This window comes from Winogradskyella sp. PC-19, assembly GCF_002163855.1.
Taxonomy (GTDB): domain Bacteria; phylum Bacteroidota; class Bacteroidia; order Flavobacteriales; family Flavobacteriaceae; genus Winogradskyella.
In genome coordinates this window covers 161,513-185,608 of the sequence record NZ_CP019332.1, presented here as the reverse complement: position 1 = coordinate 185,608, position 24,096 = coordinate 161,513, and the positions used below count along the sequence as shown (strand labels likewise).

At 30.6% G+C, this 24,096-nt stretch carries 19 protein-coding genes; 10 read left to right on the top strand and 9 right to left on the bottom strand.

Annotated features, from left to right (window positions below; all coding sequences use genetic code 11):
• Nucleotides 1-10 precede the first annotated feature (10 nt).
• The 9 genes from dcm to BTO05_RS00800 form a co-directional block, all read right to left on the bottom strand.
• The gene (dcm, locus tag BTO05_RS00840) at nucleotides 11-1,192 is read right to left on the bottom strand and encodes a DNA (cytosine-5-)-methyltransferase (protein ID WP_087490837.1); all 1,182 of its coding nucleotides are present in this window, start codon (nucleotides 1,190-1,192) and stop codon (nucleotides 11-13) included.
• Entirely contained in the window at nucleotides 1,179-3,167 is a 1,989-nt protein-coding gene (locus BTO05_RS00835) for an Eco57I restriction-modification methylase domain-containing protein (RefSeq protein ID WP_087490836.1), read from the bottom strand. The genes dcm and BTO05_RS00835 overlap by 14 nt, the downstream gene beginning before the upstream one ends.
• The gene (locus BTO05_RS00830; protein WP_087490835.1) at nucleotides 3,167-3,484 is read right to left on the bottom strand and encodes a helix-turn-helix domain-containing protein; all 318 of its coding nucleotides are present in this window, start codon (nucleotides 3,482-3,484) and stop codon (nucleotides 3,167-3,169) included. The genes BTO05_RS00835 and BTO05_RS00830 overlap by 1 nt, the downstream gene beginning before the upstream one ends.
• Nucleotides 3,485-3,562: 78 nt before the next feature.
• Entirely contained in the window at nucleotides 3,563-4,078 is a 516-nt protein-coding gene (locus BTO05_RS00825; RefSeq protein ID WP_087490834.1) for a hypothetical protein, read from the bottom strand.
• A gap of 29 nt (nucleotides 4,079-4,107) precedes the next feature.
• A complete protein-coding gene (locus tag BTO05_RS00820) occupies nucleotides 4,108-5,493 on the bottom strand; it encodes a DUF6965 family protein (protein ID WP_198295245.1) in 1,386 nt (461 codons plus the stop codon).
• A gap of 91 nt (nucleotides 5,494-5,584) precedes the next feature.
• Complete coding sequence (locus tag BTO05_RS00815) at nucleotides 5,585-7,069, bottom strand: phage/plasmid primase, P4 family (RefSeq protein ID WP_087490833.1); 1,485 nt, start codon at nucleotides 7,067-7,069, stop codon at nucleotides 5,585-5,587.
• Nucleotides 7,070-7,088: 19 nt separating this feature from the next.
• Nucleotides 7,089-7,379 carry a helix-turn-helix domain-containing protein gene (locus BTO05_RS00810; protein WP_087490832.1) on the bottom strand — a complete coding sequence of 97 codons (291 nt, stop codon included), beginning with the start codon at nucleotides 7,377-7,379 and terminating at the stop codon, nucleotides 7,089-7,091.
• A 187-nt stretch (nucleotides 7,380-7,566) separates the two neighbouring features.
• Entirely contained in the window at nucleotides 7,567-9,549 is a 1,983-nt protein-coding gene (locus tag BTO05_RS00805) for a hypothetical protein (RefSeq protein ID WP_087490831.1), read from the bottom strand.
• Nucleotides 9,550-9,552: 3 nt separating this feature from the next.
• Nucleotides 9,553-10,770 (bottom strand): site-specific integrase, encoded by a 1,218-nt coding sequence (locus BTO05_RS00800; protein WP_087490830.1) that lies wholly within the window; start codon nucleotides 10,768-10,770, stop codon nucleotides 9,553-9,555.
• A 331-nt stretch (nucleotides 10,771-11,101) separates the two neighbouring features.
• On the opposite strand from BTO05_RS00800, the gene BTO05_RS00795 reads away from it, so the two are divergent.
• The 10 genes from BTO05_RS00795 to BTO05_RS00745 all read left to right on the top strand — a co-directional run bounded on the left by BTO05_RS00795 (nucleotide 11,102) and on the right by BTO05_RS00745 (nucleotide 23,870).
• Entirely contained in the window at nucleotides 11,102-12,181 is a 1,080-nt protein-coding gene (locus BTO05_RS00795; RefSeq protein ID WP_087490829.1) for a choloylglycine hydrolase family protein, read from the top strand.
• A gap of 396 nt (nucleotides 12,182-12,577) precedes the next feature.
• Nucleotides 12,578-13,753, top strand: coding sequence for a P1 family peptidase (locus tag BTO05_RS00790; RefSeq protein WP_087490828.1), 1,176 nt, complete (start codon nucleotides 12,578-12,580; stop codon nucleotides 13,751-13,753).
• Between the two features lie 801 nt (nucleotides 13,754-14,554).
• Nucleotides 14,555-15,430 (top strand): T9SS type A sorting domain-containing protein, encoded by an 876-nt coding sequence (locus BTO05_RS00785; RefSeq protein WP_087490827.1) that lies wholly within the window; start codon nucleotides 14,555-14,557, stop codon nucleotides 15,428-15,430.
• Between the two features lie 580 nt (nucleotides 15,431-16,010).
• Nucleotides 16,011-17,486: an amidohydrolase family protein gene (locus tag BTO05_RS00775; RefSeq protein WP_087490825.1), complete on the top strand. Its 1,476-nt coding sequence runs from the start codon at nucleotides 16,011-16,013 to the stop codon at nucleotides 17,484-17,486.
• 427 nt (nucleotides 17,487-17,913) lie between these two features.
• Complete coding sequence (locus BTO05_RS00770; RefSeq protein ID WP_087490824.1) at nucleotides 17,914-19,362, top strand: toxin-antitoxin system YwqK family antitoxin; 1,449 nt, start codon at nucleotides 17,914-17,916, stop codon at nucleotides 19,360-19,362.
• Nucleotides 19,363-19,868: 506 nt separating this feature from the next.
• Entirely contained in the window at nucleotides 19,869-20,444 is a 576-nt protein-coding gene (locus BTO05_RS00765; protein ID WP_087490823.1) for a tyrosine-protein phosphatase, read from the top strand.
• 353 nt (nucleotides 20,445-20,797) lie between these two features.
• Nucleotides 20,798-21,349: a hypothetical protein gene (locus BTO05_RS00760; protein ID WP_087490822.1), complete on the top strand. Its 552-nt coding sequence runs from the start codon at nucleotides 20,798-20,800 to the stop codon at nucleotides 21,347-21,349.
• Between the two features lie 296 nt (nucleotides 21,350-21,645).
• Complete coding sequence (locus BTO05_RS00755; protein ID WP_087490821.1) at nucleotides 21,646-22,521, top strand: carboxypeptidase-like regulatory domain-containing protein; 876 nt, start codon at nucleotides 21,646-21,648, stop codon at nucleotides 22,519-22,521.
• Nucleotides 22,522-22,565: 44 nt separating this feature from the next.
• Nucleotides 22,566-22,910 carry a hypothetical protein gene (locus BTO05_RS00750; protein ID WP_087490820.1) on the top strand — a complete coding sequence of 115 codons (345 nt, stop codon included), beginning with the start codon at nucleotides 22,566-22,568 and terminating at the stop codon, nucleotides 22,908-22,910.
• Between the two features lie 165 nt (nucleotides 22,911-23,075).
• The gene (locus BTO05_RS00745; protein WP_198295244.1) at nucleotides 23,076-23,870 is read left to right on the top strand and encodes a cation transporter; all 795 of its coding nucleotides are present in this window, start codon (nucleotides 23,076-23,078) and stop codon (nucleotides 23,868-23,870) included.
• Nucleotides 23,871-24,096 lie beyond the last annotated feature (226 nt).

Genomic DNA, 24,096 nt, shown 5'->3' with positions numbered 1-24,096 from the left:
AAAAATATAATTAAACAACATAAGATAGATTATTAATTTTAGATTTCATTAATTCATAAAATTCTTTAAAATCAATTTCTCCCATCATCATAGATTCATAGGGGGAAGTTGATTTATATTCACTTTCTACTTCAAATGCACCTGAATCAGTTTCAATTTTTGGTAAACCTCCAATAGCTTCTTTTACAGTAATTGGGTTTGGTAAATTTTCATCTTTTAAAGAAAATAAGGCTTTTGGTGCATTGATTTTTATTTTACTTAATGTGCCAACTATAAAAACTCTTTTTCGTTTTTGAGGAACACCATATTCTTCTGCTGTCAACTTAAATGGTTTGTTTACATTATACCCTAAACCTTCAAAGGTGCTAATAATTTCTTTTACAGCTTCTCCTTTTCTCATAGTTAATATACCTGGAACATTTTCCATCACAAAGCCTTCCGGTCTAACATCTCTAACCACTTCTACAAAATCTTTAAACAACTGATTTCTTGTGTCATTAGGATTTCTCCAACCTGCATATGAAAAACCTTGACAAGGTGGACCACCAATTACAAGACCTACTTTATCCACTTTATTCTTTGAGTTGATAATTTTTTCTTTAATTATTGAATCAGTAATATCTCCTAAAATTAAAGAATCTTCATTGTTGACTGATGAGTGGTTTTGCTTATATGTTTCAAAAAAATGTTTTTCAAGTTCATTAGAACCTATTACATTAAAGCCTTCCATAAGAAACCCTTCAGACATACCGCCAGCACCTGAAAATAAATCTATCATTGATTTATTGGCCATATGAGGGTAAATAACTTCAGCTACTGCTCTTGCAAGTAACGTAGGTACAGCATTACCTATTTGTTTGTACTGTGATGTCTTACTTCCATAAAAAACAAAACTATCTTTAAAAGATTGTAGGCGTGCACCTTCTCTAATAGAAATCATTCTCTGCTGTTCTGGATGAAGATTACTACTATTACCTAATCTATTAAAATAGGTAGTTATTGTATAACTCGGCTTATCATATCTTAATCTACCGTAATATGTGGTTCTTCCTCCTGTACGTCTAATTTGCTCTAATCTTTTAGACGGTAAATGAACAGGTATATTTTGCCAATTACCTCCAGGTGGAATGTGTTTTGCCATTTCCCATTCTAAATCACTTAACCTTGGCGATATATGATTATATAACTTCATTTAATAGTTTTATTTCTTCTAATTTAATATTTGGGACTTTATCTAAAATGTAATTAATTTCACTCTCGTTCAACCCATATAACTTACAAATTTGCATTTCATTTTCATATTTATTACCATTGAAACTGTTTAAATCTAATTGCTCTAAATTTAAAATTGGTAACTCATCTAATTCATAATTGTTTATGTGATTATTACTGCTTGTAACTTTAAACCTCCAATTTAAAAGTTCACTATTTAGTAAAAAATGTAATTTCTTTAAATCATCAAAGCTTCTTAATGAATTTATATAATTACAAGAATTAGCAAGTATATCTCTTGGCTCTGAAAATGTAAACTTCAATCTTTTTCTTAAATCAACATTTGATATTTGCTGACAAATAAGTCTTGACTTGTTTAAATCATTTTCAATAAAGTCTGTAGATTTTCTATTGACAAAATCATCAATAGAAACAAATTCGTCATTTTTATCAACTAAACCATCTTCTTTAATCATATTACCTCTTACAAGCCGATAATCAGTTTTCTCACCTTTTAAAATACAATCTTTATATTGGGTTAAATCAAGTTCTCCTCTTTTATTTCTTATAAAAGTGTAATCTTTAATTTTCTTATGACTTGATAATTTTGATAATATCGACCAACCAACCTCATCAATAAGAGGTATTTCTTGGTTTTTATCAAACACTTTATTGATTGTTTTTAATGCAACCCTAAATTTATCATCGTTATGTTCAATTTTAATTTTATCTGAAATACCCCCTTTTTTTAAATAAAAAATAACTGTGGACTGCGCTACATTATCAAATAAATTAGAGGCTTCTCGGTAATACCTTATAAATCTTAAAGTGTTATTGTTTAATAAAAACTTCCTTAATCTTGATGCAGTTAAATCTGCAAATATAGAAGATGGACAAATAACACCTATTTCTCCGTTTTCTTTGGTTAATTTTAAAATCATTTCAATAGAAAGTTGATAGTAATTTAACATACCTTCTATTGAATAATTATAAACACCAGATGTTTTAAAAAATTGAATTTCTGATTTAATTTTACTCTTAAGATTTGTAAAATAGCCATTAAGAACATTACTCTTTTTATTGTTAACCTTTAGTAAATAATATGGTGGATTTGAAAAAATGGCACTAAACCCACCTATATTAAATACTTCTTTAAAATCTTTTGAAAAATCAAATGATATATTAGAATTAGATAGTAAAGATGTATTTGGTATAAGTGCGTTGCGATGTAATATATTTCTTGAAATACTTAATAAAATATCTTCATCGATATTATCAAATAAAGAAATAACCTTACATTTTAAAATGTTTAAAGCCACCTCATCAACATCAACAGCATAGAGATGTTTGCAAACAATATCTTTTAGTTCTAATGAATACTTTTTTCTTAAAATTTTAATAGCTTCAAAATAAAACCTACCTGTACCACTTGCAAAGTCTAAACATTTTAAATCTTTTAAATCTGTGTTTTTAAGAGCATTTGAAACTGTTTTAACAACCATTTCGTTAGTAATCCTTTTTAAAGTATAAACAGCACCATACTCTTTTAAGTAGTGTTTTGATTTAGCCCTATTTAATTGACCTTGAGAATAAGAAAATTGAGAATTTAAAAACCTAATATGTAATTCTTCAACTATATATGGAATATCTTCTAATTTTAAACATTTTAATATTTCTATCTTTATGTTCTCATTTGTATATAACAAAAAATGTTCAGCATTATGTTCAATGCTAAAATTATTGTGGGTATAATAATTAATGAGGCCTCCTATTAAATCCTTATGAGCTTTAAAGGCTAAATTTGTGTTATCAGTTAAATGCAAATTTGCATTAATTAAATGAATTGTATCATCACTGTAAGCATTCTCGTTTTGAGATAACTTATATTCATTTAAAATATAACTTACAATTAACTCCTTTTCATAGTCCTGTAAAAATGTAATTACTTTCTCCATCAGCTTTTTGATTTAATTGTTCGCTTATATTCAATTTTTGCCTCTGCTACTTTTAAAATTTCAGAATACTCTTTTTCATCCTCAATTTCATAAGATATTAAATCACTATAAAAATTTACCAACAAAGATTTTTTATGTACGCTAAAAATCTTTGCGACCTCTTCAAGTAATTGTATATTTGCCCTCCTCTCGTCACGCTCTATTTTACTTAATGTAGACTGGTCTATATCAAGTAATGAAGCAAGTTTTCTTAAAGGCATTTGAGCATCTTCACGCAGTTTTCTTATTTGAGAACCGACACTATTTAAAGTATTCATAGAAATATTATGTCTTGACAAATTATGTCCAAATATAATAAACTTTTTTAAATAAAAGCAACTAAAGAAAAAAAAGAATTAGTAAAGATTGCCTTCTTGCGTTAACTTGTCATAATCAAATAACTTCTTTTCTACTTCTCTAACTGACATACTATTTTGTTTAGCTAAAGACCTAATTATTTTAATATAAGAAATCCATTGATCTAATGTAAAGCCTATACCACGAGGATTAACAGAAACTAAATTATTCTTATATAATTGCTTCCAAACTCTAATATCTAAAACAGGAAAATATTCAGGGTTTTTAAACATTAAAATTGCTGACGCGGATGGGTAATTAACACCTTTCAATGCAGTTAAAATATGTATTTTTAATCTGTCGTCATTCTGTTGGAAAGCTAATGCAGTAATATTTCTAATATTTTCTTCCTCATTTTCATTATAAAATCTTAATGGTCTTGGGGATTTCCATTTTAATATTTTTATTAAAGTACTTTTACTTAATGATTCATCCTCTGGTTTTATAAGATTAAATATTTTCAAGGTTTTATCATCTTCTTTATAATCAATACTTTTTAGTATTTCATCAATCATACTTACTTAAGTTAAATGGATATTTCTGCTTAAAGATAGATGTAATCTTTTAATTTAAACAACCTTTCTAAATAAGACAAATATATTGGATTACCATTTTGAGCTTTTACTGTTGACAAGTGGCTTTTTATAAATTTTGAAACATCTATAATTATGCTACATTGGTTTAATTGAATTGGTGCTAAAGGTATTTTATTAGATTTAAAAAACGTTTCTAATTCCTTAATTTCATCATCCCAATTTATGAGTTTTTCTTTTATACTTATAATTCCTTCAAAACAAGTATTATTCTGAATTATACTTGGTTCTGATGCAGCTTGTGGTTTTCCACTACCAAAACTTGATATAGGGTTATTAACTTCTACTTTTTTTATTATCGTTGGATAAGGAACTGACACCCTAATTTGCCTTTCTCTGAACTCTCGCCAGTCTAATTTTATGAGATAATCTGCAATGTCTTTACCTTCTTCTTTGTCTTGGTTTGGTGCTAGTTCTTCCAATAAATCGGAAACTTTAAAAAATGAATTATCTAATTGTTGTTGAATTTTCTGCGCCTTATTAGACCATAAATTAAATGCTTTACCCTCTTTTGATAGATCTGGAAATAAATACACGTTTCTACCTTTTAATGCTTTACACTTATTAATATTTAAACTACTTAAATTATAAACTGCCAACCACAATAAGTTTTTAGGGTTGTTAGGAAAACCGAAATATAATGTACCATAAATTGCTGTTTTTGGTGCTTCAACTAATGCAACAGGATTTAAAGGATATTTGCTTAATAGATGCTCGCCGAATAAACAAGAAACTTTAGTTTCGTTTTTATTATAACCCTTTAGCCAATTAGGGATTTGTTGGTTGCTATGGCTGTAATACTTTTCTATAATTGAGTGTAAAAAATCTGTACCTATTGTATGGTTGTTCTTATCAAATTGCTTTACTTGGATAGCTCTTACATTATTATCTATATCAATAAATGGAAATGTTGTTGCACTTTTACGATAGCCTTTTATTATTGTACCTAAATGATATTGTGCTATTATTTTTTCAATATCTTCTGACTCAAAAGGGAATGCTATATTGTTTAGTAAATTCTGTATAAATGTATTTTCTTCATACGCTTTTCTTGTTTTATAAAATACATCTTTTGGAATACATACTCTTTTTGGTTTTACTAACGGTTTAATAGTTTGATAGTTAAATTCACTCTTAATCTTATTGTCTTTTGCATATCCATTTTTATAGGGATTTAGATGATAACCGCAATTCATTTCTCGGTCGCATTTTCCATATATTTCTGGAAGATATTCTTTTGTTTGAACATCAATATACCTTACAAAGCGTTTTTTATGACACGCAGGACATTGGTGTTTTTTACTACCTTTTTCGAATATGTATTTGTATTGGTGCATAAAAAGTTTTTCTTGAAGGGTAACTTTAATAACTATAGTAACTCTGCTTGTTATTTTAGTTACTTTAAGTACTACTTATAAACATCTTTTTTTAATAGGGAATTTCATTTGTTATAAATGCTGCTAATTTGTTACCTGCAACACGTTCAACTATGATATTTAAGTTCTTTAGACGTTTAGATAAATTAACTTTGCTTACAGGTCTATAACCATCTTCTGAACAATATTGGCGATAACGTGGATATATTTCTTTTATGAGTGTGTATTCATTTGGCGAAATAGTATAGTCGTTTTCATCAATAAACATTTTAACGCTATCCGATTGTTTTTTATAGTCTGCAACTGCTTCTTCTGCTGCACTACAATTAGAGAATCCTTTTTGTGTTAACAGTCTATTTAACCCCTCTAAAACCCAATTAAAAACACCTGATAATTCTTTTTCTATAATTTTATTATGTAGGTTTTTATCTTGTTTTTCAGGTGGAATAGTAACATCAAAAGGAATAATTAAAAATCGTCTGAAGTAGGCGTTTGTCTGTTCTACCTCTTTTGGTAATTCGTTACAATTGAATATCAATTTTGCGTATTGCTTCAATGTAAATGGTTCGCCATAAGGTAAGCGCGCTTCTACAGGTTCGCCAGATACTAATTGTTTAAATATTGAACTCTCTAATTTTCCATTAATTTCGGATGCGTAATTCACTAACTTGTTCGCTAACTTTGCTCTAAAATATCCGTTTTCATTGGTAAGACTTTGCAAAGAATAGTTACTTATATTTTCATCACCTAATAAAGCACTTATCACTTCAAAAAATACAGATTTACCATTAGCACCTGTACCGTAAAGTATTAATGCTTTTTCTTCTTTTAACCGATTACTATTGTGTTTGATAAATACAAAACCTATATATTCTGCCAATACATTCTGACGTTCTATATCTGGTAACACTTCGTTTAAATAGGCTTTAAATAGAGGTGCTTGCGCCTCTGGATTGTATTCAAATGGTAATTGATATGTGATAAAATCATTTGAATTATAAGGTCTTAATTGTGTGCCTTTTGTGTTAATTTCAAATGTTCCGTTTTTTAAGTTTATCAAAACATTATCTGCTGATGTTGGTTTAGCTTCCAAGTAAGCAGTTGCCAAAAATTGTTCGTATAATTCTTTTTTGAATTTGTAATACTTTGCAGAAAATAATGGTACACCCATAATTTCTGATGCATTGCCTAAAAACTTTTGAAATGCTTCTTTGTCGATTTCATTCCAATAGGAACCGTTATATAAATAAATGAAACTATGATTTTTACATAAACCCCAATTATTGCTTTTAGCAATTTTTAATACAGTATCAATTGAAATAATTGAATAGTGTTTGTTTGAAAGTTTAAAATTATCGTGAACACTTGGATTCGCTATTTTTTCAAAATCAATAGGTTTAAATTCTTTTAATAATTTCGATAAAATTGTAGTGTGTTTAATTTCTTCTTTTTCTATTAATTTCTTAACGTGTTGCATAATGGTATTAGGCTCTTCTAAACTCTCAAATTCTGGTTTTATTGGTACAGCTTTTTTCATAACTTTTTACATTTTAGAATTAATATTTACGTTTGTTAGAAAATGCTGCTTTGTAGTTTTTGTCTAAAAGCTTCTGAACATCGCTCATTCTGTAATAGATTTTTGAGCCTATTTGAGAAAATGATACTTTACCTTCATCTCTCCAGGATTGCGCTGTTCTTTTGCTAATATTCATTAGCTGTAAAAATTCTTGATTGTCTAGAAAAGTGTCGTTAGGCGACTTTTGCTTTTCTTCTAGTTTTTTGTTTAGAACATCTAAACGATTTACTAATTCTTTGTACTGTTGTGCGGATAGAATAATTGCTTCCATTTGATAAAAATTTTATGATTATGAAAACAAAGATTGCCAGAAACAGAGGATAAAAATACTTCATAAACAAGGGTTTAGAGTAAGGTGCAGAGTGTAGAGTGGCATAAAAAAACAGCTAACCTAAAAGAGATTAACTGTGTTTTTTGAAAAAAGTTTTTTAATACTGCGCTTGAAGTGTAGAGTGTTATTATAGTGTTTTTAATGCGATATCAATGTTTTTTGATGTAGCAGGAACTTTTTGAGTTCTTAATTTAGTGCGGTTATATTGCTCTCCGTTTTCTTGAATAAAACAGTTTATAGTTACTGCCCACTGCTGTTGTTTTAAATCCTCAACAAGTTTTAATTCATTATGCAATTGCTTAATGAAATATGAAAGTTCGCTAATATTACCAGTCCAGACAATAGGCTTTTCAATTTCTTCTCCGCTAAATACTTTTCTAAAGTGTTTTAATTCTGTGTCAGATGCTATTAATTTTTTATCAATTAATGACTCTTTTAAATAAGTTAGATTTGTAGATTCAAATTGCCATTTTTTATAAGTAAATGAGTGATGCTTTGATTTTGTTTTAGGCTTTGGTTTTTCAATTACTTGTTGTTTTCTGCCACTACCAATTAAGCCTTTTTTAAAGTCCTGTAATACGTTTTCTGTAGCTTCCTTAAATAAGTGGAAATGATTTGCGTAATGCTTCCAAACGTGCATTACATATTTAGTTTCATACTCATATTCTTCATACTCCATATAATTTGGATACCAATATGTGGCATTATAAATTCTTTTAAATATTTCAGCTCTTTTTGTTGGTGTATGCGTCTTAAATTGATTTACTGATAGTGTTAGGTATTTATTAATTTCAAAGTCATTTAAAGGCTTTATTCTTTCATATATGGCGTTTAAAAATATAGTGTACAACTCACCAGAAATAAACGTATCAAAATAGGTTGGGTCGAAAGTATAAGTTTCCCAATAGTCATCGCAATTCTTTTTGTACTCAACAGCTTCAATCGCTAAACGCTTTTCTAATTCTTCTACTAATAATAAATCTTTGAAGTTGTCGTATTGAAATTGTTCGTTTATCATTTTATTAGTATTTACTTCATTGTTAAGTGATTCTAAATATTCTTTTAATTTATCTAAATACTGCATAAAGAAAGATGCTACAAAAGCTGATGAATAATTTGATTTACCAACTTCGTAAACATTAAAATCACTCAACAATAACCTATCTCTTAAAATATTATCATACTCTAGAACAACCTCTTTTGGCTTTGAAAAACTTAAAATATTTTTGAGTCTTTTTACAACAGTCTTTGATGTATTACTATTAAAAAAGTCTTGTATTAATTTAATCTCTTTATTTAATGCTTCCTTTTTAACGTCATCTTCTAATTCATCAAAATCAGTTATAGCACTCCTTATCTCTGTTTCAATACGTTCATTAAAAAGTTTTTTTTGATGATTTTCTATTTTTTCTGTTTGTTCAAATTCTAATTTTAGCTTATATATTTCAGCCCAATGATCTGTTCTTTTATTTCTTCTTAATTCATTAAAAGTTACAGTACAGTTCAACCATTTATCTATGTATTCTTTTTTGTAGTCGCTCGTAAATACGAGTTCTTGGATATAGGTAATCTCTGGTTTTTCAAAGATTAAATAAATGTCGTACAATAAAATATCTTGGATATAACCTATTATAGCAGCAAAATATTTATTTAGTGCTGTTGATAATTCTTGTGATTTTAATTTACCAATATTTAATTCGTCATTAAAATTTTTTAGATTTTCATCTATTGAAGCCGAAATAAAAGCTAAACCTAATGAAGAAACTTGACTTTGAAGAATTAATGATTCTGTTGATACAATAATATCTTTTTCTAGTTCCGTGTTTATGATGCCTAATAATTTGTTATAAATTATTTTAGCTTCAATTTTTGATATTTGTTTCTTCTCTTTTTTATCAAAAGGTGTAATCTTATACCCTACAGATATATAACTTTTAACTGATTCAGCAAAAATATTCAAGCTACTGTAACTAGAAAATAATAAATTCTGCGCTTGCTTTAAACTTTCTTCTAATTCAGACTTACTAATTTTTTCTTTTACAACGATATTATTTAAAATCTTCACTTCTTGAAGTGTGCTTTTAAAACTATCAAAAACAATTTCCTTCATAAACTAATTAATATATTTATCTACTGCATTATCTAACTCACTACTAATAATCTTTGCATACACTTGCGTAATACCAATATCTGAATGGTCCATCAATTTAGAAACGTGTTCTATACGCATACCATTATTTAATGCCCTAGTAGCAAATGTATGTCTGCTTATGTGAAACGATAAATTAAAAGGTAGTTCTAAACGTTTGCCCATTTTTCTTAAATACATATTGCTTAATGCTATGGCTCTTCCGGTTATTAAATTTCTATGCTCTTTATCTGTAAAATAGGTTTTATCAATATTTGCAAAAGGAAAAATTATATCTTCTTGTTTCTGGTCTTTTTGTTGATACTTCTCTAATATCTCAACCGCTTTTTGACCTATTCTAACGCTGTGCTGTCTGTTTGTTTTTCTGATAACCTTTGTGATTTTACCGTTTTTCTTATCGTAATTTTTCCATTTTAACTCTAGCATATCACCAAACCTTAAACCACCTGCAAAGACTGAAAATATAAACATATCTTTTATAATCTGTGCTTTGTCTTTATTTGGAACTTCTAAACCCATAAAGTCCTGAAACTGTTCCGCAGATAGATAGCGTTTTGTACTCTTTTCTTTTTTTACTGTGAACTTGTTAAAGGGAAATAAATCCAAAGGTATTAAATCTTCTTTTTGTGCTTCCTTAAACATTATCTTCATAATCTTTAAAGAGAAATTAATCGTTGTGTTATTGTTACCTAATGTAGAACTGCAATAGGATGCAAAATCTTTTAACATTGTAACTGTAATATCTTCAAACATCAATTCTCTATGCCCTACAAACTTTTCAAATTTCTTTAAATAGGTTTTGTAATTCTTATACGTTGAATAGGCTAAAGTGTCTTTTCGCTTTTCGCAAAGATTATCAGAGTAGTCAAAAAAGTTCGTTAAGGGTTTACCCTTAATGGCCTCTTTTAGTTTTCTTGCGGTTGTAGATTGGTTTCTTCTTTCAAGGTCTGCAATCTCGCCTTTTGCATCTGCAACCTTTTGAGAAATATAAGCGTTTAGCCTTGTAGAATTGCTGTGATTCTTCTTTACTTTTTGCTTATCTTCATCCCATTCATTTGGCTTTAATTTTAGGCTTAACGAAATGAATTTAGTTTTACGGTCTTTGATAACTCTTAAATAAAGAGGTGCTTCACCTGCTTTATCTACTTTGTTATTTCTTAAAATTAGTTTTATTGAAGACATAAAGTACTGGTTTTAAAGGGATGCAATGCGGTGCAACCGAGTACTAAGGTACAACAATAGGTACAACAAAACAAGCATTTTAGCGCATTTTGTTGCATTATGTTAGTTTAGTCAAAACCTGTAAAGCACTGTATTCAAAGGGTTTCAGTGAATTTCAGAGTAACTGAGTGCAGTATCTATATAACACCGTGTATAATTAATTGCTTGGCTTGGGCTCATCTGGAATATTCCTTCGAAACATTCTCAGACTCGGTTTTGTTTGCTAAATTAGTAGCGTAAACCACGCAACTAATCATACACAAACCGGACGTTGTACTTAAAAATTATAATTATGAAAAAATTAAAAATTACTTTTCTTGCACTAATAATGCTATTTTATCAAATTGGAATCGCATGTACTGGTATCATCATTAAAACACAAAACGGAGTAACTATTCCTGCAAGAACTATGGAATTTGGATTTGACATTAAATCTAAATTACTAATAATACCTAAAGGATCTGATATAACATTCTTAAGTTTTGTTGATGGAAAAGATGGCTATAAAATGAAAGCAAAATACGGTTTTGCAGGAATGAATGCTGTTGAAAAAAACATTGTTGTTGATGGCGTAAATGAAGCAGGTTTATATTTAGGTTGCTTTTATTTTAGCGGAGATGCACAATACGAAAAACTAACTTCTAGCAACCAATCAAACGCTGTTTCTAGTGAAGAATTAGGCAACTATGTTCTAGGTAGCTTTGCTACTATTGATGAAGTTATTGAAGGACTAAAAAAGGTTACTGTTGTTGGATCGTTCATTGATGTTATACAGGGCGAAGCTCCTTTTCATTATGCTGTAACTGACGCAACTGGAAGATCTGTTGTTATAGAGTATACTAAAGAAGGATTAAAAGTTCACGAAAATACTGTAAATGCTGTATGTAATAACCCTACCTATGATTGGCATTTAACAAACCTAAGAAATTACGTAAATTTAACACCAAATAATAGACAAGGTTTTAATGTAAATAATGAAAAAATCAAAGGAATGGGTCAAGGAACTGGAATGTTAGGTATGCCAGGAGACTACACTTCTCCATCTCGTTTTGTTAGGGCTGCTGCTTTTGCTAATACTGCACTACCCTCTGCTAATGAAGAAGAAGGAATTTTTAGAGCTTTTCATATATTAAATGCATTTGATATTCCTAAAGGAGCAATTAGAGATAATGCAACTAAAGATGCCCATACTGATTACACAGTTTGGACATCTGCTGTTGACACAAAGAATAAGATATATTACTATAAAACATATAAAAATCAGTCCATAAAAAAATTAGATTTATTAGCCATATTAAAATCTTGTAAAGGTGAAATAACTATAATTGAATCTGAAACCAAGAGAGGTTATGAAAATGTAATACTTGATTAAAACTTACGATCAGCAATAAAGTACAACAATGGCTATAAGTAATTGCTTGTTCTCGCCTACTTCTGAAAATCCGCGAGGATTTCCAGTTTGGTGGGTACTTGCAAAGTTAAGTGCTAAAACACGCAACTACTCATAGCCGAGACCGTTGGTGAGTAATTGCCTGCGGCACGTAGAATCGCGTTTTACAAACGCTCCCTTTCTACTAATTACTCACCAACATCCACTGTTAATCTCGCCTCCCAATTTTATTGTATATTTAGTCAAGTCTACGAGAACTCCTCACGAAACTACACACAACTGTATGTATAACAAATGAGACGCGATTATGGCTTCTCGTGAGGCGCGCCTCACTCGCCTTACACAGTGGACGTTGTACCACATTAAAAGCCAACCAATATGAAAAAAGTATTTATAGTTTTTTTAGTATTCCTAATTTATTCTCAATCTTATGCTCAAAAACCAAGAGCGAGAGATTTAGGAATTCCATTTATTGGTAAAACTGGTGAATTTAATGCCATAACGGACGTTAAAGGTGTAGAGGTTGGATACAGCACAATTATTTCTGGAAATGGAGAAAATATCGTTGGCAAAGGACCTATAAGAACAGGTGTAACAGCGATATTTCCCAGAGGAAAAGCTAAAAAATTTAGCCCGGTTTATGCTAACTGGTATAGTCTTAATGGAAATGGAGAAATGACAGGTACAACTTGGGTTACAGAATCTGGTTTCTTAGAAACACCTATTATGATTACAAATACCAATAGTGTTGGAGAGGTAAGACAAGCTGTACTGAAATGGTTTGTTGATACAGATTGGTATAGCGGAGATAACTGGTGGTACACCTATCCAGTAGTAGCGGAAACATATGATGGATTTCTTAATGACATTTACGGATTTCACGTGAAAGAAAAACACGTTTTAGAAGCTATAGAGAATTCTTCAAGTGGAAAAATTGCTGAAGGAAACGTTGGTGGAGGAACTGGTATGATGTGCTTGGGTTTTAAAGGTGGTACAGGAACTTCTTCTAGAGTAATTAAAATTAAGGATTCTACCTATACAGTTGGAGCAATTGTTCAATCAAATTTTGGAGCCAAAAGAAACTTATCAATTGCTGGTGTTCCTGTTGGAATTGAATTAAAAGATACTTTAAACTATAAATTTAAGGCACCACCAAAGTCAAGAAGACAAGAAGGTGATGGTTCAATAATAGTAATAGTAGCAACTGACGCACCTCTTTTACCACATCAACTGAAAAGAATAGCCCAAAGAATTCCTTTAGGAGTTGGAATTGTAGGCGGACGAGGAAGTAATGGTTCAGGAGATATTTTTTTAGCTTTCTCAACTGCAAATGAAAACGCATTTAATCGAGATGAAACCACGACCGTAAAATCAATGTCGAATGACCAAATTACGCCAGTTTTCGAAGCAACTGTGCAGGCTGTAGAGGAAGCGATTATTAATGCAATGGTAGCGGCTGAAACAATGGAAGGAATTAATGGAAATACAGCATATGCACTTCCTCATGATTTACTCATAGAAACTCTAAAAAAATATAATCGAATTAAAAAATAACATGGTACAACAATGGCTATAATTCATTATGGTTTTGTGCCACACCATAATAAAAGTATAAATCAAGGGCTGATTTCTAAGCGGAATAATCCTGCAGATGATTCCACAACGAAATCATAGCCGAGACCGTTGGTATGTAATTGCCTGCGGCACGTAGAATCGCGTTTTGCAAACGCTTCCTTTCTACTAATTACATACCAACGTCCACTGTTTGTCGCACCTCGCCGATTTTATGTATATTTAGTCAAGTCTACGTGAACTACACACGAAACTACATACAACAGCGTGTATAGCTAATGAGGCGCAACAATGGCTTTCCATGAGGCGCGCCTCACTACGCCATACACAGTGGACGTTACCACATATTTTAAAAAACACCTTGAAAAATAAAATACTATCATATTTAAATAAATACGGACTTATGCTTGGAGGAGTGTTTATGATTTTGGTCTACCTAATCATAATTCGAAACGGCTATCTGTATAAAAAAATAACTGAAAGGAATAAAACTGTTGATGTAAAAATCATCGACTGCTATGAAAGTGGAAGAAGTAATTATTTCCTAAAATTTAGATTTAACGGAAAGACATTAAGCTAGCTGTCTATTTCAAATTTCTATTCACTTTAAATTTTAGAGATATTGAGGAATTACTATCTAAACGAAGGGTAAAGATTGATTAGAATAGAAATAATCTTTGATATTATTATGTAGTGTATCATAATTCAAACCTATTTAAAACATTCTGTTCTTTTGCAAGTTAAAGAAATATGGTTTAAGAGTTTTCCACTAAAATTACATTAATGCGAGAGAACTTTTTATTTATTTCTTATCTTGAAGAAAATTTTGATAAAATAAAAGTATTTATAATGAAAAAAGGTTTTTTAATTATTTTTGTGATATTCTTCATATCCTCTACCTCCGCTCAGACATACACATTTCAAAGTTCAGGTTCAAATGATAGTGCTGAGAATGGATTTAAATCATTAGTCACATCACCTGTAGGAGCTGACTTAATTGTATCAAACAATATGCAGGTCTCTCTTAACTCACTTCAGCAAACATCTAACACTACTGGACAAGATATGATATTTACAATTAAAGCAAGTAATTCATCTTCTACATTTTCAGTAGATGGAATGGTATGGCGTTATTTTCTAGCGACAGGAATAACTTTAGAAACTGACACAAAAATAGAATTTTATAATACCTCAGGAACATTAATTGACATATGGACTTTAAGTGCACCATTTTCGATGACAGGTAATACAGGATTTTACGATATTAAAGACATATTCTCAAAATCTTCGGGAGTCGAAAATGTTCATAGAATGGATGTAACAATTGACACTGGGTCAATAAACACGGTTGATTTTAGAATTGAATCCATCACCATTAACACAACATTAAATATTGGAGAGTTTGAGAAAAGTAATTCGATAACATTATTTCCCAATCCAGTTAAAAAAAATATAAATATAAATTTGAATAAACAATATGGGGATGTTAATAGTATGATAGTTGACTTAAATGGAAAAGTCTTATTTTCAACAAAATCAATGAATACAGATTTTATTGAAATGGAAATTCCAGCTAGTATAAAAAATGGTATTTACTTAATTATAATATCCAATAAAAATAAAATAATTAATAGCAATAAAGTAATAATTAAAAATTAAACTTTATGAACAAATCAATATATTCAGTAATCTTTATTTGCGTATTTTTTTAGGATGTAAAGAGTTTACAAGAGAAGACAATACATCAAAGCAAAAAACTGAAGAAATCTTAAAAAAAACATCAAATAATAAAAACGGTAACAAGTTAAAAATGTCTTTTAATAAGACAAATAATAAAGTTATAGTAAACTATAATGGAGAAACTATTGAATTAATTGGACAAAAGGTTGCATCGGGAATTTTATACACAAACACGTTGGTATGTAATTGCCTGCGGCACGTAGAATCGCGTTTTGCAAACGCTTCCTTTCTACTAATTACATACCAACGTCCACTGTTTGTCGCACCTCGCCGATTTTATGTATATTTAGTCAAGTCTACGTGAACTACACACGAAACTACATACAACAGCGTGTATAGCTAATGAGGCGCAACAATGGCTTTCCATGAGGCGCGCCTCACTACGCCATACACAGTGGACGTTAGCAAATATTATCAATATTATATCCTGTATTACAAAAAGAAAACATAAATTCGTTCGTATATTTTACTAAATTCAGTTCAAAAAAAATTTATAAATATGAAAATAACTACATACATTAGTGCAATATTACTTCTGTTTTCCTGTCAATCACCAAAGTCAGATGATAAACTTAATAAAGAATATGACATAGTTGTTTTAAATGCAAGAGTCATTGACCCAGAAACTCATACTGACTCAATTATGAATATTGGAATAAGTGACGGGAAAATTAAAAAATTAACTTCAAAAAAAATTATTGGAGAAAATATTATAGAAGCTAAAGGTAAGATAGCTTCTCCTGGATTTATTGATCTACATACGCACTCTCCATTTCCGTTAGGTGAATCTTTTCAAATTAGAGATGGAGCAACTACACTCTTAGATTTAGAAGCAGGTGCATTTCCGCATAAGGAATATGGATATCACATAAAAGATTCTGCAAGAGCTAATTTTGGAGCTTCTACAGCGCACGGATTTGCGCGAATAAAAGTTATTGAAGATAAAGACCAAGCATATATGATTTCGCGTGATCTTCAAGGAAGTGTTCCAGGTAAAGCTTTTACCCAAATTGCCTCTGCCACACAAATTGAAGAAATGCGTAAATTAATTGATGATGATCTTAAAAAAGGAGGAATTGGTATTGGACTATTATTAGACTATATGTCTCCTGCTATTAGTAATGATGAACTTAAAATGGTGTTCGAAGTAGCAAAGAAAAATGAAGTAGTTATTTTCGCTCATAGTAGAAGAGGTCCTAATGGTGATATTAAGGGTTTAAAAGAGCTTATTGATCTGTCATCAGAGACAGGTGGCGCTGTTCATATTTGTCATATAAACGCGAATGCAATGGGCCAAGTTGGAAATTGGTTAAAAGCCATTGACACTGCTAATGCAAAAGGAGCTGACATATCTGTAGAACTGTTCCCTTATACTGCTGGCTCTACTTCTATCTCTGCGGATGTTTTTAATAGAGATTGGCAAACCATATTTGACATTACCTATAAAGATGTTCAGTGGTCTGAAACTGGTGAGTGGTTTACAAAGGAAAGTTGGGAAGAAAAACGTAAAAACAGTCCTGAAGGTATGATTATTCATCATTACATGAAAGATGATTGGATAAAAACAGGCTTAAAATACCCAACAATGATGGTAGGATCAGATGGAATGCCCGCAATAACCATGGAAGTAAAATCAAATCCAAATCTAACTTCAAGTTTTACAAGATTACTAACCTATTATGTAAGGGATGAAAAAACAATATCTATTAATGACGCAATAGCGAAAGCAAGTTATTACCCAGCCAGACGTTTACAAAGTTTTGCTCCAGCTTTCAAAAATAAAGGTAGAATACAAGAAGGAGCTGATGCAGATATTTTAATCTTTAATCTTGAAAACCTTAAAGTAAATGCTACATATACTGACCCTTATCAAGCATCAACAGGTTGGGATTATGTAATTATAAATGGTCAAATAGCAGTAGAAGATGATAAATTAACAAATAACAGAGCTGGTGAAAGAATTGACGCAAATTAAAACAATTGCTAACAACGTTTAAAAATAATAGCGGTTTAATCGCTTAAAACGAAAGTAAGTAAATATAAAAAAGGTCTGTGTTTAACCGAAAAGTCAATGCGTTAAAACCCGCTACTATTCTTATACGAGACCGTTGGTATGTAATTGCCTGCGGCACGTAGAATCGCGTTTTGCAAACGCTTCCTTTCTACTAATTACATACCAACGTCCACTGTTTGTCGCACCTCGCCGATTTTATGTATATTTAGTCAAGTCTACGTGAACTACACACGAAACTACATACAACAGCGTGTATAGCTAATGAGGCGCAACAATGGCTTTCCATGAGGCGCGCCTCACTACGCCATACACAGTGGACGTTGTGCTTCATTAAAAGAACGATAAAGGCACACTGTTTGAATAAATAGACTTAATAAAAAATTAAACAATGAAAATTATTGCACTTAGTATTCTAATTATCTCATATCTATCAAGTTATTCTCAAACTTTTTCTGAGGATTCCAATTGGGAGGAAACCATTGAGTTTATCAAACAAAACAGTTCATACATCAATACAGATAAAGAGTATGCAAGCAATGTTGTATTTGAAATTACAGAAAATTCTATTACATTTTCCTATGAAATATTGAAGAAGTATAAATTTACTGAAACCCTACCTTTGGAGAAATTGCATGAGGTAATAATTGCCAGTGCCTACCTAAACCTTTACACAACGGATAAGGATGTTATGCTTATAGAAAATGGATACCGTAGACCAAGTAAATCTAGCATAGAGCTTCTAGTCCTTAACGGAATGATTCGTGTAAATTTATATAAAGCATTCAAACACCTTAGTAACTTAGCACCTGAAAAAAGAAAAGAAAAAAAATACTATCAAGAAAAAAGTTTCACTGGAACTAGTGAGGGATATAAAATTGACGGAATAAAAATAGGTGAGTGGAAATATTACTATTTAAATGGTGCACTAAAAATGAAAGGGAATTATAAAAACGGTCAAAAAATTGATGATTGGGTAGGATATTATCCGAATGGAAAAAAATTTCTAGAAGGTAAGTATGAATTAATATATACTTTTGATGGAGATTGGGGTGATTTAGCTAACTACAGAAGTGTAGGAACTTGGACAAGTTATTGGGAGAATGGTAATGTTGCTAATGAATACGAATGTAAAGGCCCAGCTAAACTTTCAACAATCAACATAAATATAAAGAACACTAAATATGATGAGCATTACACTTATCCAAGTGGTGGATTTGGCAAAGGAGAAAAAGTATTGGCCATAAGTTACTCTATCCATTGTGAGAAACAAGAATTTATTGATATTGAAAAGTCTGTAGATAACACGGGAAGCTTCTCTCGATATGGCAAATGGACACATTATAATAAAGATGGTCAAAAGTCATCAGAAGGATCATTTAACTGGAAAACTAATAAACATGATGGAGAATGGAAATATTATTATGAAAATGGAGAAACTCGATTAGTTAAAGAGTATAAAGATGGAGAACACTTTAGGTTTTGGGAACAATATTTACCTGATGGGAATCAAATTCTTAAGGATGGTAATGGTGTTTTTAAAGTTTTTGAAAACAATAAGATGACTTTTCAATCAGAATACAAAAATGGAGGTAGAGATGGAGTTACTACTTGGTATTATGACACGGGACAAATTGAGGAATCTGTGCTTTACAAGTTCGATTCATCCGAACCTTACGGTCTAAGAATGGAAATTATTTCATCTTTTGATATAAAGGGAAAAGAAAGAAGAAAGGGCACATTAAAAAATGGAAATGGTACTTGGATATCTTATGATGAAAATGGTAAAGTATCTCATATAACTGAATATAAAAATGGGATTAAAGTAGTATCTAAATAATCAAGAAAAAATGTGGGACACCTCCCATAAATTATAGTAACTACAAGGATTCTTGGAAAATGACATCAGATTCTACAGCAACCATTAAGTACGAGTATTGAGGAGAAAAAGTAGAGAAAGATTAACAAATTGTAGAATTGAAAGCCAATAACCTAGAAGTAATCAAAACGCGTTCAAAGCAAAAGAAAACAAATAACGAAAGCACAACAATGGCTAAAAAATCATAGCAGCCCTTCGGGACAGCAACGCTTTTTAGCCCAAACGTTGGTATGTAATTGCCTGCGGCACGTAGAATCGCGTTTTGCAAACGCTTCCTTTCTACTAATTACATACCAACGTCCACTGTTTGTCGCACCTCGCCGATTTTATGTATATTTAGTCAAGTCTACGTGAACTACACACGAAACTACATACAACAGCGTGTATAGCTAATGAGGCGCAACAATGGCTTTCCATGAGGCGCGCCTCACTACGCCATACACAGTGGACGTTATATAGCATAAAAAATGGGACTAGATTATACAGATGGATGTGTTAATTTCAGAGATGTAGGAGAGTTTGTCAATTTAATAAGTGGCGAAAAGTTATTAAATGAAAAACTACTTCTAAGGGGAGGAAGTATTGATTATGTAAATGAGCTAAGTGAAATTGGTAATGCTTGGTCAATAATTAACTTAAGAAATGGTTCTGATTCTATTATTTTCAAATCAGAATATTTTCATTTCCCAATGTCTAACAAAATTGAAAAATATGATACTAGCCAAAAAGAGGTCAGAATTTGGTTAAACGAAATTATCAAAGTATTTGAAAAATCTGATTTAAAATTTCCTATACTAGTTCATTGTTTATCTGGAAAAGATAGAACTGGAATTGTTATTTGTATAATACTTTTAATCATTGGTGTTAAAAAGGAAACAATAATAGAGGAATATCTTTTAAGTGAAGGAGATGTGAAAGTAGAATGGATAAGCCAGACTCTTGATGGAATTCAAGATGTTGAAAAGTATTTTAACAGAGTTGATTTGAGTAAAGTTAGAGATAACTTAAAATCTAAATTAATAACGCTATATAACAAGGTATAAACTGCATTAAGACGCAGTTTATACAGAACGTTGGTATGTAATTGCCTGCGGCACGTAGAATCGCGTTTTGCAAACGCTTCCTTTCTACTAATTACATACCAACGTCCACTGTTTGTCGCACCTCGCCGATTTTATGTATATTTAGTCAAGTCTACGTGAACTACACACGAAACTACATACAACAGCGTGTATAGCTAATGAGGCGCAACAATGGCTTTCCATGAGGCGAGCCTCACTACGCCATACACAGTGGACGTTGTGTGCAATTTCAACTAGCACAGAAAATCTTTACAACTAACATTTCATCTTTGCAATTATGGTATAGTTTTGGATTACACAATTGAAATATTCTAATGAAAAACTATATTAAAATCATAATACTAGCATTAGTATTAAATTCCTGTGGAAAAGCTATAAGTAATATCGCTGTAGAAGACAGATTGGAACATTCTGAAACTTTAAAACTCTATAAAGGAGATAAAATTAAATTTTGGACAAAAATAAAATACAGGTACGAAAATGCTTTAGAGTTAGGCTATTCAGTGATAATTTATAAGAATGGTGAATTTTATAAACAATATAATTATAACCCATTAAGCACAAATCCAAGATATTTGTCTTCTGATGAAAGATGGATTATTTCAAAAAAGAAAAATCCTGATTGGAAAAGATATAATGAAAATCGCTTTACAATATTTGGTTGGAAAAAAAATAAAGATGAAAGAGAAGATCATCAAAAACAAAAGTATATTATAAAATATGGAATCAAGAAAAATGTAAAAGGAAAAAACAATCCAGTCTTTACCGTAAAAGAAGATGGTGAATATACTTTTGCGGCTAAACTAAATATTGATACTGAAAATTCATTTAAAATAATTAAGGCCAAAATAATTTTAAGAAAGTAAAGACGCAGGCCAAAAATTGAAATTAAAACGTTTGTTTAAAAAAACTGCACACAACAACGTGTATAACCAATTGCTTAGTTTGTGTGTACTCGGAAAATCCTGCGGATTTTCAGTTTGGTGTTTACTTGCAAAGTTAATTGCTAACCAACACAACTACTCATAGCCGAGACCGTTGTGTGTAATTAAACAACAAAATTGACTATTCTTATTTGGCAAGATTGAATCCTTCTGCAATAAAATTTTTTAATTATCGTTAAAACCCTTGTTAGACATCAACACAACCTACATCTTCATCTATGAAAACAATATTCTTAACACTCTCTTTACTTTTTGGTTATTCTCTTTTTGGCCAAATAACAGCTAAAATTATTGATAGTGAAACCTCACAAAATATACCATATGTAAATATTTGGGTAGAGAACGAAAACATTGGAACCACTTCTAATGAACAAGGAAAATTTATATTAAATATCGATAAGCCAAAACAGATAATTCTTTCGGCTATAGGTTACAAAAGATTAAAGTTAAACTCTAATTTAATAAATGATGTTATTAAATTAGAACCAAGTACTGTAATGTTACAAGAAGTTATTGTAAAGGCCAGACAAAATAGTAAAGAAATAAAAGTAAGTGATTTTAAGAACAAATCTACAACTAGTTTTGGTTGTGGTCCTGTACCATGGATTACAGCTAGATATTTTAATTATAACAAAGAATATGATGAAGCACCATTCATCAAAACAATCAAAATTTTGACGTCGAGTGATGTTAAGAATGCTAAATTTAATTTAAGAATCCATGCTGTAAGTAAAGACGGTAAACCAGGTAATTTAATTACTAATGAAAACATTTATGGAATAGCGAAAAAAGGAAAAAGAAAAACTGAAGTCGACGTTTCTCATTTAAATATTCAGTTTCCTAAAAAAGGCTTCTTTCTAGCTTTTGAATGGTTAATTATAGAAGAAAATAAATATGAATACAAGGTTAATATAAGGGGATCAAAGAAAAAACAGTACGCCTACGAACCTAGTATTGGCACGGTTTCAAATAATTCTCAATATGACGCATTTATATATTCACAAGGAAAATGGAAGACTTTTAACGAAATGTGGCAGACAAACCAAACGATTAAACATAACGTAATAGCAGCTCAATTAATATTATCAAACTAAAATAGTATTTACATATTATGATAAACTCAGTTTTTACTTTAACAATGAAGATTCAATTAGTTAATTTAAAACTCATAAAAATTATTTCAATCTTAATATTGGTGTTAACAATATCATGCAATAAGACTGAGAAAAAACCGTTACAACTTGTAAATTCTCAATGGGAGTTTATCGATATAGATGATATATACGTTATAAAGTTTTTGTCTGAATCTGAATTTGTAGTTACCTACACAAAAGCAATTGATAATAATATAGAGAAAGTAAATGGGAAGTACACCCTTAACGATTCAATTATAACCCTAGATGGTAACAATAGAATAGAAAAGGGAATAGTTTCTAAAGACAAAATTTCGTTTTACAACAATCAAACCTTCATAAAAAAATAACTACACACAACAATGGCTATAATCCATTGCTATAACCGTGAGAAAAACTAAATTTAATCCCCTAACCTATGCTACTGATTCCTACTCTGAAAATCATTCTGATTTTCGCCGCAACGGAATCATAGCCGAGACCGTTGTGGTTAATACCGAAAACCCAGAAACCGAGTGAAAAAAACCATATTTGAAATTACAAAAATGGATTGTCCTTCAGAGGAAAATCTAATCCGAATGAAATTGGACGGAATTTCAAGTATTGCGAATTTGGACTTTGACATTCCGAATCGAAAATTGACCATTTTTCATAGCGGAGAAATTAACAGAATCGAAAAGTCAGTTATCGAACTGAATTTAGGCGGGAAAAAAATCTCAACTGAACAAACCGACCAAACGGAATTTAAAGAAAATACAAACCAAAAAAAACTACTTTGGTCTGTACTTGCAATCAATTTTGCCTTTTTCATTATCGAAATGACAACAGGAATTATCTCAAAATCAATGGGACTTGTTGCAGATAGTTTGGATATGCTTGCCGATAGTTTTGTTTACGGAATTAGTTTGTTTGCGGTTGGCGGAACTGTAATTAAGAAAAAGCGGATTGCAAAACTTGCTGGATATTTTCAAATTACACTAGCAATTATTGGATTTGTAGAAGTTTTAACGAGATTTTTCGGAGACGAAAAACTTCCCAATTTTTCAACAATGATTATCGTTTCAATTTTTGCACTTATCGCAAACGGAATTTGTCTTTATATTTTACAAAAGTCAAAAAGTAAAGAAGAAGCTCATATGAAAGCGAGTATGATTTTTACTTCAAATGATGTGATTATCAATTTAGGTGTAATTATCGCAGGAATTTTGGTAAATTGGTTGAGTTCAAGTAAACCTGATTTAATTATTGGAACAATCGTTTTTATTTTGGTAATTCAAGGTGCAATTAGAATATTGAAGTTAAGTAAATAAAATAAGTACTAACCTCAACAACGTGTATAATTCATTGCTAGTTATAGCCTACTTACGAAAGTCCTCGCGGACTTTCTATCTGTGATTTATTTGCTAACTTTAGTGCTGAAACACGCAACGAAATCATACACAAACACGTTGGTATGTAATTGCCTGCGGCACGTAGAATCGCGTTTTGCAAACGCTTCCTTTCTACTAATTACATACCAACGTCCACTGTTTGTCG